At 61.9% G+C, this 13,045-nt stretch carries 13 protein-coding genes; 8 read left to right on the top strand and 5 right to left on the bottom strand.

Annotated features, from left to right (window positions below; all coding sequences use genetic code 11):
• Nucleotides 1-2 precede the first annotated feature (2 nt).
• Nucleotides 3-506 carry an outer membrane lipoprotein YfiB gene (gene yfiB / locus M8Q45_RS21170; RefSeq protein WP_249876255.1) on the top strand — a complete coding sequence of 168 codons (504 nt, stop codon included), beginning with the start codon at nt 3-5 and terminating at the stop codon, nt 504-506.
• On the opposite strand, the gene M8Q45_RS21165 is transcribed toward yfiB, so the two are convergent.
• Nucleotides 503-1,450 (bottom strand): LysR family transcriptional regulator, encoded by a 948-nt coding sequence (locus M8Q45_RS21165; RefSeq protein WP_030139717.1) that lies wholly within the window; start codon nt 1,448-1,450, stop codon nt 503-505. The genes yfiB and M8Q45_RS21165 overlap by 4 nt on opposite strands.
• A gap of 139 nt (nt 1,451-1,589) precedes the next feature.
• On the opposite strand from M8Q45_RS21165, the gene M8Q45_RS21160 reads away from it, so the two are divergent.
• Together M8Q45_RS21160 and mmsB are read left to right on the top strand one after the other, a co-directional pair.
• On the top strand, nt 1,590-3,116 hold the full coding sequence (locus tag M8Q45_RS21160) for a CoA-acylating methylmalonate-semialdehyde dehydrogenase (protein WP_249876254.1): 1,527 nt from the start codon (nt 1,590-1,592) through the stop codon (nt 3,114-3,116).
• A 10-nt stretch (nt 3,117-3,126) separates the two neighbouring features.
• Nucleotides 3,127-4,014: a 3-hydroxyisobutyrate dehydrogenase gene (gene mmsB, locus M8Q45_RS21155; RefSeq protein WP_249876253.1), complete on the top strand. Its 888-nt coding sequence runs from the start codon at nt 3,127-3,129 to the stop codon at nt 4,012-4,014.
• A gap of 202 nt (nt 4,015-4,216) precedes the next feature.
• Here the strand turns inward: mmsB and M8Q45_RS21150 are convergent, their stop codons facing one another.
• Together M8Q45_RS21150 and M8Q45_RS21145 are read right to left on the bottom strand one after the other, a co-directional pair.
• Nucleotides 4,217-4,561, bottom strand: a complete 345-nt coding sequence (locus M8Q45_RS21150; protein WP_003177747.1) for a cupin domain-containing protein — start codon at nt 4,559-4,561, stop codon at nt 4,217-4,219.
• Between the two features lie 99 nt (nt 4,562-4,660).
• The gene (locus M8Q45_RS21145) at nt 4,661-5,542 is read right to left on the bottom strand and encodes a LysR substrate-binding domain-containing protein (protein ID WP_249876252.1); all 882 of its coding nucleotides are present in this window, start codon (nt 5,540-5,542) and stop codon (nt 4,661-4,663) included.
• A 213-nt stretch (nt 5,543-5,755) separates the two neighbouring features.
• Here M8Q45_RS21145 and M8Q45_RS21140 point away from each other — a divergent pair, with 213 nt between their 5' ends.
• On the top strand, nt 5,756-6,520 hold the full coding sequence (locus M8Q45_RS21140) for a sulfite exporter TauE/SafE family protein (protein WP_249876251.1): 765 nt from the start codon (nt 5,756-5,758) through the stop codon (nt 6,518-6,520).
• Here M8Q45_RS21140 and M8Q45_RS21135 read toward each other — a convergent pair.
• On the bottom strand, nt 6,510-6,824 hold the full coding sequence (locus M8Q45_RS21135; RefSeq protein WP_249876250.1) for a putative quinol monooxygenase: 315 nt from the start codon (nt 6,822-6,824) through the stop codon (nt 6,510-6,512). The genes M8Q45_RS21140 and M8Q45_RS21135 overlap by 11 nt on opposite strands.
• Before the next feature lie 199 nt (nt 6,825-7,023).
• Here M8Q45_RS21135 and mdaB point away from each other — a divergent pair, with 199 nt between their 5' ends.
• From mdaB to M8Q45_RS21120, 3 genes are all read left to right on the top strand, one after another.
• Nucleotides 7,024-7,614: an NADPH:quinone oxidoreductase MdaB gene (mdaB, locus tag M8Q45_RS21130; RefSeq protein WP_249876249.1), complete on the top strand. Its 591-nt coding sequence runs from the start codon at nt 7,024-7,026 to the stop codon at nt 7,612-7,614.
• Between the two features lie 174 nt (nt 7,615-7,788).
• Nucleotides 7,789-8,700, top strand: coding sequence for a LysR substrate-binding domain-containing protein (locus M8Q45_RS21125; protein ID WP_249876248.1), 912 nt, complete (start codon nt 7,789-7,791; stop codon nt 8,698-8,700).
• A gap of 102 nt (nt 8,701-8,802) precedes the next feature.
• Nucleotides 8,803-9,696: an NAD-dependent epimerase/dehydratase family protein gene (locus tag M8Q45_RS21120; RefSeq protein WP_249876247.1), complete on the top strand. Its 894-nt coding sequence runs from the start codon at nt 8,803-8,805 to the stop codon at nt 9,694-9,696.
• 199 nt (nt 9,697-9,895) lie between these two features.
• Here the strand turns inward: M8Q45_RS21120 and M8Q45_RS21115 are convergent, their stop codons facing one another.
• Nucleotides 9,896-11,341 (bottom strand): SulP family inorganic anion transporter, encoded by a 1,446-nt coding sequence (locus M8Q45_RS21115; RefSeq protein ID WP_249876246.1) that lies wholly within the window; start codon nt 11,339-11,341, stop codon nt 9,896-9,898.
• A gap of 335 nt (nt 11,342-11,676) precedes the next feature.
• On the opposite strand from M8Q45_RS21115, the gene M8Q45_RS21110 reads away from it, so the two are divergent.
• Entirely contained in the window at nt 11,677-13,026 is a 1,350-nt protein-coding gene (locus M8Q45_RS21110) for a GntT/GntP/DsdX family permease (RefSeq protein ID WP_249876245.1), read from the top strand.
• Nucleotides 13,027-13,045: the final 19 nt, after the last annotated feature.

Raw genomic sequence — 13,045 nt, 5'->3', positions numbered from 1 at the left:
GCATGCGTTCAAATGCTCGTTTCCCCCTGCTGCGATTCGCAGCATTTTTATTGATCGCCGTTTTTACCCTCGCCGGGTGCCAGACCACACCGCCGAAAGGCTTGACCCCAGCGCAAATCGCCGTCCTCAAGGAGCAGGGTTTCAAGTTGACGGAGGAGGGCTGGGCCTTCGGTCTCTCCGGCAAAGTGCTGTTTGGCAGCGACGTGGAAAGCCTCAATCCGGTCAGTACCGAAATTGTCGAGCGGATCGGCAAGGCACTGCTGGGCGCGGGTATCGAGCGAGTACGTGTCGACGGTCATACTGACGCATCAGGCTCCCAAGCCTATAACGAACAACTGTCGGTACGCCGGGCCAACAGCGTTGGCAAGGTCCTGACAGGCGTGGGCATGCGAGAAGAGAACGTCCAGCTGCGCGGCCTGGGCAGCAGCCAACCCGTCGCATCCAACGACACGGCCAGCGGCCGCACCGAAAACCGCCGCGTCGCCATCGTGGTCATTGCCGACTAATCGGCAAACACCATCTCCCGGCTGTCGCCCATCAGCAACAGCCGGTTCTGTTCAGTCACCTCGCGAATGTAATCCCACAACAGGGTGATCCGCTTGAGCTTCCTGAGGTCTTCTCTACAGTACATCCAGAACTGCCGGGTAACCGTGATTTCCTCCGGCAGCACCGGCAACAGGCGCGGGTCCTGGGCCGCCAGGAAGCACGGCAGGATCGCCAGCGACCGCCCCTGTTGGGCCGCGACAAATTGCGCGATCACGCTGGTGCTGCGCAGGTGGGCATGCGCGCCGGGCAACACGTTTGCCAGGTAAAGCAGCTCGGAACTGAAGGCCAGGTCATCCACATAGCTGATGAACGAGTGCTTGCCCAAGTCCGCCGGACGGTGGATGGGCGGGTGGTTGTCCAGGTATTGCTGGGTGGCGTAGAGCTGCAGTCGGTAGTCGCACAGCTTGCAGCATACGTACGGGCCGTGTTCTGGGCGTTCGAGGGCGATGACGATGTCGGCTTCGCGCTTGGAGAGACTGATGAAGTGCGGCAGCGGCAGGATGTCCACGGAAATGGCCGGGTAGGCATCGACGAAGTGGCTCAGTTGCGGCGTGATGAAAAAGCTGCCGAAGCCTTCCGTGCAGCCCATGCGCACATGGCCCGACAGCGCGACGCCGGAGCCTGAAACCTGTTCGCAAGCCATGTGCAGCGTGCTTTCAATCGATTCGGCGTAGCCCAGCAATCGCTGGCCTTCAGCCGTCAGGACAAAACCGTTGGTCCGGGATTTCTCGAACAGCAGCGTACCCAGTGAAGCTTCCAGCGAGCTGATGCGTCGCGACACAGTTGTGTAGTCGACCGCCAGGCGCTTGGCGGCCGTACTGGCCTTGCGGGTACGGGCCACTTCGAGGAAAAACTTGAGGTCATCCCAATTCAGCGACCCCAGGGAGGTGATGTTTTTTTGCATGATGGACCGGACTTTATGTGCGTTCTTATTAGAAGTTTGCACATCTATACTCCAAAAACCATCTTCTCACCAAGGTGTCCGTTCACCTTGGTCGTTGCTGAACCAGCGCTCTCTTATAAGAACAATCCCGGAGGCCAGCATGAACGTTTCCCTTACGCCCAGCGACACTGCCCTGCAAACCGTCAGACTGTTGATCGATGGCGAGTGGGTTGAATCCCAATCCAACGAATGGCATGACATCGTCAACCCGGCCACCCAGCAGGTATTGGCGAAGGTTCCGTTCGCCACGGCTTCGGAAGTCGATGCCGCCATCGCTGCCGCCCAGCGTGCTTTCCAGACCTGGAAACTGACGCCCATCGGTGCGCGGATGCGCATCATGCTCAAGCTCCAGGCCTTGATTCGCGAGCATTCCAAGCGCATCGCCGCGGTGCTCAGCGCCGAACAAGGCAAGACCATTGCCGACGCCGAGGGCGATATTTTCCGTGGCCTGGAAGTGGTCGAGCATGCCTGCTCCATCGGCACCCTGCAGATGGGCGAGTTTGCCGAGAACGTCGCCGGGGGCGTGGATACCTACACGTTGCGCCAGCCGATCGGGGTGTGCGCGGGCATCACGCCGTTCAACTTCCCGGCGATGATTCCGCTGTGGATGTTCCCGATGGCCATCGCCTGCGGCAACACCTTCGTGCTCAAGCCGTCGGAACAGGATCCCTTGTCGACCATGCTCCTGGTGGAACTGGCCATCGAGGCCGGCGTACCGGCGGGTGTGCTCAACGTGGTGCACGGCGGCAAGGACGTGGTGGATGCGCTCTGCACCCACAAGGACATCAAGGCCGTTTCCTTTGTCGGTTCGACGGCGGTCGGTACCCACGTGTATGACCTGGCGGGTCGTCATGGTAAGCGCGTGCAGTCGATGATGGGCGCCAAGAACCACGCGGTGGTGTTGCCTGATGCCAATCGTGAGCAGACCCTCAACGCCTTGGTCGGTGCGGGTTTTGGCGCGGCGGGGCAACGTTGCATGGCCACCTCCGTGGTGGTGATGGTGGGCGCGGCCAAACAGTGGCTGCCGGAGCTCAAGGCCCTGGCACAGAAACTCAAGGTCAACGCCGGCAGCGAGCCGGGCACGGACGTCGGCCCGGTGATTTCCAAGCGGGCCAAGGCACGGATTCTCGAGTTGATCGAGAGTGGGGTGAAGGAAGGGGCGAAGCTGGAACTCGATGGCCGTGGCATCAGCGTGCCGGGCTTCGAACAAGGCAATTTTGTCGGCCCGACCCTGTTTTCCGGCGTGACCACCGACATGCGCATCTACACCGAAGAAATCTTCGGCCCGGTGCTGGTGGTGCTGGAAGTCGACACCCTGGACCAAGCGATTGCCTTGGTCAACGCCAACCCATTCGGCAACGGCACCGGCCTGTTCACCCAGAGCGGTGCGGCGGCGCGAAAATTCCAGAGCGAAATCGACGTCGGCCAAGTGGGCATCAATATCCCGATCCCGGTCCCGGTACCGTTCTTCAGCTTCACCGGTTCCCGTGGTTCGAAACTCGGCGACCTCGGCCCTTACGGCAAACAAGTGGTGCAGTTCTACACTCAGACCAAGACCGTGACCGCACGCTGGTTCGATGACGACAGCGTCAATGACGGTGTGAACACCACCATCAATCTGCGTTGAGGAGCCGGACATGAACATTGCATTTATCGGCCTGGGCAACATGGGCGCACCCATGGCGCGCAACCTGCTCAAGGCCGGCCATTCGCTGAACCTGTTCGACTTGAACCAGGCGGTGCTGGCTGAACTGGCGGCGTTGGGCGGCACCATCAGCGCCTCGCCCCGCGACGCGGCCCAGGGCGCGGCGCTGGTGATGACCATGTTGCCCGCCGCTGCCCATGTGCGCAGCGTCTGGCTGGGCGAGGATGGGGTGTTGGCCGGTATCGCCGCCGGTACGCCGGCTGTGGATTGCAGCACCATCGACCCCCAGACCGCCCGCGACGTCGCGGCTGCCGCGGCGAAGCAAGGGGTGGCGATGGCCGATGCGCCTGTCTCGGGCGGTACCGGCGGCGCGGCGGCGGGCACGCTAACCTTCATGGTTGGCGCCACGGACGAGCTGTTCGCCACCCTGCAACCGGTGCTGGCGCAAATGGGCCGCAACATCGTGCATTGCGGCGAAGTGGGCACCGGGCAGATCGCCAAGATCTGCAACAATCTGCTGCTGGGGATTTCCATGGTCGGTGTCAGCGAAGCCATGGCATTGGGCGATGCCTTGGGGATCGACACCCAGGTGCTGGCCGGCATCATCAACAGTTCAACCGGGCGATGCTGGAGCTCTGATACCTACAACCCGTGGCCCGGCGTGATCGAAACGGCGCCGGCATCCCGTGGCTATACCGGCGGTTTCGGCGCGGACTTGATGCTCAAGGACCTGGGCCTCGCCACCGAAGCGGCGCGTCAGGCCCGTCAGCCGGTGATATTGGGGGCGGTGGCGCAGCAGCTGTATCAGGCGATGAGCCAGCGGGGCGAGGGTGGCCAGGACTTCTCGGCAATTGTGAACAGCTATCGCAAGCCGCAGTAAACCTGTGATATCGAGAGGCTTTTGTGGCGAGGGAGCTTGCTCCCGCTGGGCTGCGTAGCAGCCCTGTTTGTTGGCGGTTGCTGCGCAACGTGGAACTCAAGTGTCTTGGGAAAGATCGCAGCCTCGTTGCACTCGTCAGCTCCTACAGGGCAACCGAGCGGGAGCAAGCTCCCTCGCCACAGGTGGTCTCGGCTTTTTTGTTTCAGGCAAACACGAAATATTTGCGCACGGTCTCGACCACTTCCCAAGTACCTTTCATGCCCGGCTCGACGACAAAGATGTCACCGGCCCGCAGATGGATCGGTGCCATGCCGTCCGGGGTGATCACGCAATAGCCTTCCTGGAAATGGCAGTACTCCCACTTCACATAGTCCACACGCCATTTGCCGGGCGTGCAGATCCAGGTACCCATGATCTTGCTGCCGTCCTCGCTGGTATAGGCGTTGAGGTTGACGGTATGCGGATCGCCTTCAAGCTTTTCCCATTTGCAGGCGTCGAGTACGGGCAACGGATGGGTGTCGCGCAGGACGGTGATGGGTGCGGTCATGTGAGCTCCGGAAAAGGCGCAAGAAAGAACCTGCACCCTAGCGCGGAGCAAGAGTGGGCAGATGCCTGTGCTCGACACCGGGCTATCCAGAAGCGCGCATCAATCAGCCAGATGCCGAGCCAGGGCTTTGGCATAGGCAGGCAGGCCTTCGAAGTGGCGGGCGCAGAGCAGCAACGTCCGGTGGGCCCATGCCTCTTGCAGCGGGATACAGTGATACGCAGGCTCGGGCGGGCGCCGGTCGATGGCCGCCTTCGGCACGATGGCGATGCCCGCACCGTGCGCGACCATGCGAATCACCCCGTCGAAACCGTCGGCGCGAATGCGGATCTGCATGCGTGAGCCGATGTGCAGGGCCTGTTCTTCCAGGTGGATCGCCAGGGCACTGGAGGCGTTCAGGCCGACATAGTCGTGCCCGAGGGTCTCGCTGAAACGCACGGCTCGGTCGTCAGCCAGTGGGTGTCCGGCCGGTAGGATCAATACCAGCGGGTCGTCGCGAAAAGGCCAGGCCTGTAGGCCGGCGGTGTCCACAGCGTCGGAAATGATCCCAAGATCCGCCGCGCCTTGGTGCAGGGCGTGGGTGATGCGTGAACTGGGCAGCTCCTGCAAATCGATATCCAGGTTCGGATGGGCCTTGAGAAAATCGGCCAGCGGTTCCGGCAGGTACTCGGTCATGGCGCTGGTGTTGCACAGCAGCCGCACCCGGCCTTTGACGCCTCTGGCGTATTCGGCCAGGTCTTGTTGCAGATGTTCGGTGTGCTGCAAAAGGGTTCGGGCATGTTGGGCCAGGGCTTTGCCGGCCGGTGTTGGGGTAACGCCACGTCGCCCGCGTTCGAGCAAGTCGATGCCCAGGGACGCCTCCATGGCGCGAACTCGAGCGCTTGCCGCGGCCAGGGACAAATGGCTGCGGGCTGCACCGGCGGTGATGTTGCCGGCGTCGAGGATATTCAGGTAGAGGCGCAGGTCGGTGAGGTCGAAGTGCATGAGGCAGGGTCCTGTTTCAAGTGCCGTGGTGACTGGTTCATCGCCATCGCGAGCAAGCTCGCTCCCACAGTTTGGAACGCAATCCCCTGTGGGAGCGAGCTTGCTCGCGATGGCGCCAGTAGCGTCAACAGAGTCTTAGCCTCTTGCCGGAAAAGAGGCACCCTCAGTATATGGCACATTTCCAAACCAACGCCCCGGGCGCACGATAACCCCATGGACACCCTCATCGCGTTCTACCAAAACCTCGGCCCGGCCCTTTCCCTGCTGGTCATCGGTACCTTCCTGCTGGCCGGCACGATCAAGGGCGTGATCGGCCTCGGCCTGCCGACGATCGCCATGGGTTTGCTCGGGCTGGCTATGGCACCGACGCAGGCTGCGGCGTTGCTGATCATTCCGGCGACCCTGACCAACGTCTGGCAATTGGCGTATGGCGGGCATTTACGGGGGCTTGTCCTGCGCCTGTGGCCGTTGCTGCTGGCAATTTTCATTGGCACCGGATTCGGTACGCTGTGGATCGGCATGGTGGGCGGGGCCTGGGCAATAAGGGGATTGGGCGCCGCGCTGATGGTGTACGCATTGAGCGGATTGTTTTTACCGACGTTGCGGGTCGGTGCCGGGCAGGAAAGCTGGCTTGCTCCGCTTTGCGGGTTGCTCACCGGTGTGATTACCTCAGCCACCGGTGTGTTCGTCATTCCGGCGGTGCCGTATCTCCAGGCGTTGGGCTTGAACAGAGATGAGCTGGTACAAGCCCTGGGCCTGTCGTTCACCGTTTCAACACTGGCCTTGGCGGCCGGACTGTTGTGGCGAGGCGCCTTGGGCGGCGGCGAGTTGAGTGCATCGTTGCTGGCGCTGATACCGGCGTTGCTGGGAATGTGGCTCGGGCAATGGCTGCGCCAGCGGATCAGCGCCGTGCTGTTCAAACGGGTATTTTTCATTGGCCTCGGTGTGCTCGGCGGCCATCTGCTGGTCAGCGGTTAGCCGAGGACCGGCTGAGCATGTCGACGCGACGAATCTCGAAATCGCGCTCCAGGTATTCCATGCGTTGTTCGAAGAATTGCTTCATGTGCGGCAGGTTCGAGTGCACGTCCAGATCAGCCTGGGACGCCCAGATTTCATAGAAGATGAACAGCGTCGGGTCCTGCTGATCCCGCAGCATGTGGTATTCGATGCAGCCGGGTTCGGCGCGACTCGGTTCGACGTAGGCGCGGAACAACGCTTCGAAGGCTTCGGCTTTTTCCGGGCGGGTCTTGGCGTGCAGGATGAAACCGTGCAAATCACTCATCAGGGTAGGCTCCTGGATTGGAAGTGCGGAGGATTCTAAGGCAACAATCAGGCGCTTATTCGTGCATCTGGATCAAAACAGTTTTGTCGTTGCGGCGCTTATTCCGCGCGAAGCTCGTCGGTACCCTGCCGCCATCATTTTTAATCTTCCACTCGGCGACGCCCCTAGCGGCCGCGCCGTGGAACCGATGAGGCTCCCGATGAAAAAAGTCCTGCTGCTCAATGGCGGTAAACAATTCGCCCATTCCGACGGTCGCTATAACGCCACCCTTCATGACGCCGCGCTGAGCGTCCTGGACCGTGGTGGCCTTGATGTGAAAACCACGTTCATTGACGGTGGCTACGACATCAAGGAAGAGGTCGCCAAGTTTCTCTGGGCCGATGTGATCATCTACCAGATGCCCGGCTGGTGGATGGGGGCCCCGTGGACCGTGAAAAAATACATCGACGAAGTCTTCACGGAGGGCCATGGCAGCCTCTATGCCAGCGACGGCCGCACTCGCTCCGATGCGTCGCAAAAATACGGCAGCGGTGGTTTGGTGCAGGGCAAGCAATACATGTTGTCGCTGACCTGGAACGCCCCGCAGCAAGCGTTCGATGACCCGACCGATTTCTTCGAGGCCAAGGGCGTGGACGCCGTGTATTTTCCCTTCCACAAGGCCAACCAGTTTCTCGGCATGACCGGCCTGCCAACGTTCCTGTGCGTGGACGTGATGAAGCGCCCGAATATCGAAGACGATGTGGCGCGGTATGAGCGGCATTTGGCCGAGGTGTTCGGCCTTTCGCGATAATCCGTTAGTATCAGGGTTCACCTGAAACGAAGGTGTAACCGTGGCGAGGGAGCTTGCTCCCGCTGAGGTGCGAAGCGCCTCCCAAAAGCGGTCGCTCCGCGCCCAGCGGGAGCAAGCTCCCTCGCCACAAAAGCATCCTTCACATTGGGTGTGCATTCCATCGAGAGGATGTCTGTGAAAGCCAGGTCCGACGAGTTGCAGATTTTCGTCTGCGTGATCGAATGCGGGTCGATCTCCGCTGCCGCCGAGCAGGTCGGGCAGACGCCTTCGGCGGTCAGTCGCACCTTGTCGCGCCTGGAAGCCAAGCTCGACACCACGTTGATCAACCGCACCACGCGGCGCATGGACCTGACCGAAGAGGGCCGGTATTTCTTCGAACAGGCCAAGGGCATTCTCGACCAGATGGACGCGCTGGAAGAGCGCTTGTCGTCCCGCCAGAAGAACCCTGCCGGGCGCTTGCGGATCAACGCCGCATCGCCTTTCATGCTCCACGCCATCGTTCCTCACATCGACGAGTTCCGCACGCTCTACCCGGACATCCAGTTGGAGCTCAACAGCAACGACTTGATCATCGATCTGCTCGAACAGAGCACCGACGTCGCCATCCGCATCGGCACCCTCACGGACTCGACGCTTCACGCCCGCTCGCTGGGTTGCAGCCCGTTGCACATCCTCGCCAGTCCGGCTTACTTGAAGGCCCATGGCACGCCCGCGAGCGTCGCCGAACTGGCGGAACATTCGCTGCTGGGGTTTGCCCTGAACGACGGCCTCAATCAATGGCCGCTGCGCCACACCCATGGCGACCGCTGGCCGATCCAGCCGGCCATCAGCGCGTCCAGTGGTGAAACGGTGCGTCACCTGGCGCTGCAAGGGCAGGGCATTGCCTGCCTGTCGGATTTCATGACCCGTGATGACATTCGTGCCGGTCGGCTCAAGGTGTTGCTGGTCGATTCCAATAGCGGCTATCGCCAGCCGATCAATGCGGTGTACTACCGCAACTCCCAATTGGCCTTGCGGATCCAGTGTTTCCTGGACTTCATCCAAGGCAAGCTCGCCGAATACGCTTCGCGAGATTTCAAGGGCTGATTCGTGACTTCAAGGCAAGAGTGATTTGGGCAATGTGGGCTGTTTCGGCACGGACTGGCCCTCGATACTCGTCCCATCACTTAGCTTCCCAAGGCGTTATCCATGAACGTATTCGTCACCGGGGCTGCCGGTTTTATCGGCGGTTCCATTGCCACTGGCCTCGTGCGGGCCGGGCATCACGTCACCGGCCTGGTGCGCAGTGTCGAGCAAGCCAACGAGTTGACCGCGTTGGGCATCACGCCGGTTATCGGTACCCTGGAAGACCGCGCGCTCCTGGCCGAGCAGGCCCGTGCCGCCGACGCGGTGATCAATGCCGCCAGCAGCGACCATCGTGGTGCAGCCGAGGCGTTGGTCGAAGCCCTCAAGGGATCGAACAAGGTTCTGCTGCACACCAGCGGTTCGAGCATTGTTGGCGATGCTTCGGGCGGTCGCGCCAGCGATGACATCTACCACGAAGACAACCTGCCACAACCCACCGCCGACAAGGCTGCCCGTGTCGCCATCGACAATCTGATCCTTGAAGCGGCCAAGCACGGTGTGAACTCGGCGGTCATCTGCAACACCTTGATCTATGGCCACAGCCTGGGCGTCAAGCGTGACAGCGTGCAAGTGCCGCGCCTGCTCAAGCAGGCCCGTAAGAGTGGCGTGGTGCGGCATGTCGGGCCTGGGCAGAACATCTGGTCCAACGTGCACATCGAGGATGTGGTCGAGCTGTACACATTGGCGCTCACCCGTAACCGGCCCGGCACGTTCTACTTCGTTGAAAGTGGCGAAGCGTCGTTTATCGAAATGACCACCGTGATGGCCCGTGCGATGAATCTCGACGCGCCACAGGATTGGCCGCTGGCGGAGGCCGAGGCCGAGTGGGGGTATGAAATGGCCAACTATGGCTTGGGCTCCAACAGTCGTGTGCGCGGCACGAATGCCCGTGAGTTGCTCGGGTGGACGCCGAGGCGGACGTCGGTAGAGGAATGGATTCTTCATGAGATGGTGTGAGTCACACCGGTAATGCCAGCGCAATCAGGCCCCCATGTGGGAGCGAGCCTGCTCGCGAAAGCGTAGGGCCAGGCAACATCAGCTTTGACGGGCAGACCGCATTCGCGAGCAGGCTCGCTCCCACATTTGACCTCCGACAATCACCTGGTCTCCGCCCACCCCAAAACCCCTGTGGGGGCGAGCTTGTGTCGGCATGTTGTCAGTCGTGCTGCACACCCGCTCGCTTGAGCATTCGCTTGCACCGCTCGGACAGGTGGAACACTCGCAGATGCTTGCCGGCCTTGCTGTAGCGTTCGCGCAGGGTCATCAGCGCGGCGACGGCGGAGTAGTCGACGAAGCGCAAGTGACGGCAATCGACCGTTACCAGGGCTGGGTCGCTGGCCGGGTCGAACTGGTTGAGGAACTGGGTTGTCGAGGCGAAGAACAACGTGCCGTGCAAGTGATAAAGCTTGCTGCCGTCCGCTTCCAGGTGTGCATCGGCGTAAAGCTCCCGGGCTTGTTGCCAGGCGAAATTGAGCGCCGCGATGATGATCCCGCAAAGCACGGCGACGGCCAGGTCGGTGAATACCGTAATGATCGTCACTGCAACGATGACCAGCACATCGTTCACCGGTACTTTGTTGACCACCCGCAGCGAAGCCCAGGCGAACGTCTGTTGCGACACCACGAACATCACGCCCACCAGCGCCGCCAGTGGAATGCGCTCGATCAGCGGCGACAGGAACAACACGAACAGCAACACCATCACCCCGGCCACCACCCCCGACAACCGCCCGCGTCCGCCCGAGCTGAGGTTGATCATTGTCTGGCCGATCATCGCGCAACCGCCCATGCCGCCCAGCAGCCCGGAGGCCATGTTGGCCGCACCCAGCGCCACGCACTCACGATCGGGATAGCCGCGACTCTCGGTAATTTCGTCGGTCAGGTTCAGGGTCAGCAGGGTTTCCAGCAAACCGACCATCGCCATGATCACCGCATAGGGCGCGACGATCTGCAAGGTTTCCAGGTTCCAGGGAATGTCCGGCAGAGCGAAAGCTGGCAAGCCGCCAGCGATGTGCGCCATGTCGCCCAGCGTCCGGGTCGGCAGGCCAAGCAGGTAGACCGCCAGGCCGACGCCGAGGATGGCCACCAGGGCCGGCGGCACACTGCGGGTCAGGCGCGGCAGCAGGTAGACGATGGCCATGGTCAGCGCCACCAGGCCCGCCATCAGGTACAGCGGGGCGCCGCTCAGCCAGGCGCCGTCGCGCTTGAAATGCTCCAGTTGCGCCAGCGCAATCACAATGGCCAAGCCATTGACGAAGCCCAGCATCACCGGGTGCGGCACCATGCGCACCAGCTTGCCCAGCCGCAACAACCCGAACGCCATCATGATCAGCCCGCCCAACAGCACCGTCGCCAACAGGTAGTGCACACCGTGCTGGACCACCAGCGCGACGATCACCACGGCCATCGACCCCGCCGCGCCCGACACCATCCCGGGCCGACCGCCGAACAACGCGGTCAGCGTGCAAATGATGAACGCGCCGTACAGCCCCATCAGCGGGTTGAGGTGGGCGACCAGGGCGAAGGCGATGCATTCGGGGAGCAGGGCGAAAGAGGTGGTGAGGCCGGCGAGGGCGTCGGCGCGAAGACGTGCTGGTTTCATGGTTTACCTGACTGGGCGCCGAAGGAGAGTCGGCTGCCGGGGAAGCGGTGTAAAAACAGGTGCGGATGGTACGGAATTGAGTGCGGGGCGAACAGCCGTTGGTCGATTGTGCTGGTGAATTTGGGGCTGCTGCGCAGCCCAGCGGGAGCAAGCTCCCTCGCCACGGAACGATGAAAGTCTTGCGCCGGATTTTCATCAGCGCCATGTCGCGATGTCCGTCAGCGACATCTTTTGTCTGTGCGCGAAAATTACTTTCAGTTGGTTTGAAAATTCCTGGTCGAAATGATTTATGAGTTTCACAACACATCGACGTCACCCCATTCGAGGAGTCACGCATGGCACCTGCTTTCGGTTATTGGCTGTTGGTCTACGCGGCTATCGCGATTATTGCGCTGATCGTCCTGATCGCGCGCTACCGGCTCAATCCGTTCATCGTGATTACCCTGGTGTCCATTGGCCTGGCGCTGCTGGCCGGGATGCCGCCCTCGGGTGTGGTGGGGGCGTACGAGGCAGGTGTCGGCAAGACCCTGGGACACATCGCGCTGGTGGTGGCCTTGGGCACGATGCTCGGCAAGATGATGGCCGAGTCCGGCGGGGCCGAGCGAATGGCGCAGACGTTGATCGAGCGCTTCGGCGAGCGCAACGCCCACTGGGCAATGGTGTGCATCGCCTTTCTCGTTGGGCTGCCACTGTTCTTCGAAGTCGGTTTCGTGCTGCTAGTGCCTATCGCGTTCACCATCGCCCGGCGCGTGGGCGTGTCGATCCTGATGGTGGGGCTGCCGATGGTCGCCGGCCTGTCGGTGGTCCATGCGCTGGTGCCGCCGCACCCGGCGGCGATGCTGGCGGTGCAGGCATTCCAGGCCTCGGTGGGGCAGACCTTGCTGTACGCGATCCTGATCGGCATTCCCACTGCGGTCATCGCCGGCCCGCTGTACGCCAAATTCATCGTCCCGCGCATCCAGCTACCCGCTGAAAACCCGCTGGAGCGGCAATTTCTCGATCGCGAGCCGCGAGCCAATCTGCCAGGCTTCGGCATAACCCTGGGGACGATCCTGCTGCCAGTGATCCTGATGCTGATCGGCGGCTGGGCCAACCTGATCTCCACGCCGGGCAGCGGTTTCAACCAGTTCCTGCTGTTCATCGGCAACTCGGTGATCGCTTTGTTGCTGGCGACCATCCTCAGCTTCTGGACTCTCGGCCTGGCCCAGGGCTTCAATCGCGAATCGATCCTCAAGTTCACCAATGAATGCCTGGCGCCGACCGCCAGCATCACCTTGCTGGTCGGTGCCGGCGGCGGGTTGAACCGGATCCTGGTGGACGCCGGGGTGACCCAGCAAATCGTCGGCCTGGCTCAGGAATTCCAACTGTCACCGCTGGTCATGGGCTGGCTGTTCGCCGCGTTGATGCGCGTTGCCACGGGATCGGCCACGGTGGCAATGACCACCGCGTCGGGCATCGTCGCTCCAGTGGCGATCGGTTTGGGTTATCCCCATCCCGAGTTGCTGGTCCTGGCGACCGGGGCCGGGTCGGTTATCTTTTCCCACGTCAACGACGGCGGCTTCTGGCTGATCAAGGAATACTTCAATATGACCGTCGCGCAAACCTTCAAGACCTGGACCGTGCTCGAAACGCTGATCTCAGTGGTCGCGTTCGGCCTGACCCTTGGGCTCGCGCGCGTGCTTTGATCGCCATTGCAAGGAACCG

The organism is Pseudomonas sp. T1.Ur (genome assembly GCF_023516725.1).
Classification (GTDB): Bacteria; Pseudomonadota; Gammaproteobacteria; order Pseudomonadales; family Pseudomonadaceae; genus Aquipseudomonas; species Aquipseudomonas alvandae.
This window is presented reverse-complemented; position numbering and strand designations above follow the sequence as displayed.

Coding starts and splice junctions, on each gene's coding strand:
- yfiB (WP_249876255.1), top strand. CDS start 3: ATGCGTTCAAATGCTCGTTTCCCCCTGCTGCGATTCGCAGCATTTTTA.
- M8Q45_RS21165 (WP_030139717.1), bottom strand. CDS start 1,450: ATGCAAAAAAACATCACCTCCCTGGGGTCGCTGAATTGGGATGACCTC.
- M8Q45_RS21160 (WP_249876254.1), top strand. CDS start 1,590: ATGAACGTTTCCCTTACGCCCAGCGACACTGCCCTGCAAACCGTCAGA.
- mmsB (WP_249876253.1), top strand. CDS start 3,127: ATGAACATTGCATTTATCGGCCTGGGCAACATGGGCGCACCCATGGCG.
- M8Q45_RS21150 (WP_003177747.1), bottom strand. CDS start 4,561: ATGACCGCACCCATCACCGTCCTGCGCGACACCCATCCGTTGCCCGTA.
- M8Q45_RS21145 (WP_249876252.1), bottom strand. CDS start 5,542: ATGCACTTCGACCTCACCGACCTGCGCCTCTACCTGAATATCCTCGAC.
- M8Q45_RS21140 (WP_249876251.1), top strand. CDS start 5,756: ATGGACACCCTCATCGCGTTCTACCAAAACCTCGGCCCGGCCCTTTCC.
- M8Q45_RS21135 (WP_249876250.1), bottom strand. CDS start 6,824: ATGAGTGATTTGCACGGTTTCATCCTGCACGCCAAGACCCGCCCGGAA.
- mdaB (WP_249876249.1), top strand. CDS start 7,024: ATGAAAAAAGTCCTGCTGCTCAATGGCGGTAAACAATTCGCCCATTCC.
- M8Q45_RS21120 (WP_249876247.1), top strand. CDS start 8,803: ATGAACGTATTCGTCACCGGGGCTGCCGGTTTTATCGGCGGTTCCATT.
- M8Q45_RS21115 (WP_249876246.1), bottom strand. CDS start 11,341: ATGAAACCAGCACGTCTTCGCGCCGACGCCCTCGCCGGCCTCACCACC.
- M8Q45_RS21110 (WP_249876245.1), top strand. CDS start 11,677: ATGGCACCTGCTTTCGGTTATTGGCTGTTGGTCTACGCGGCTATCGCG.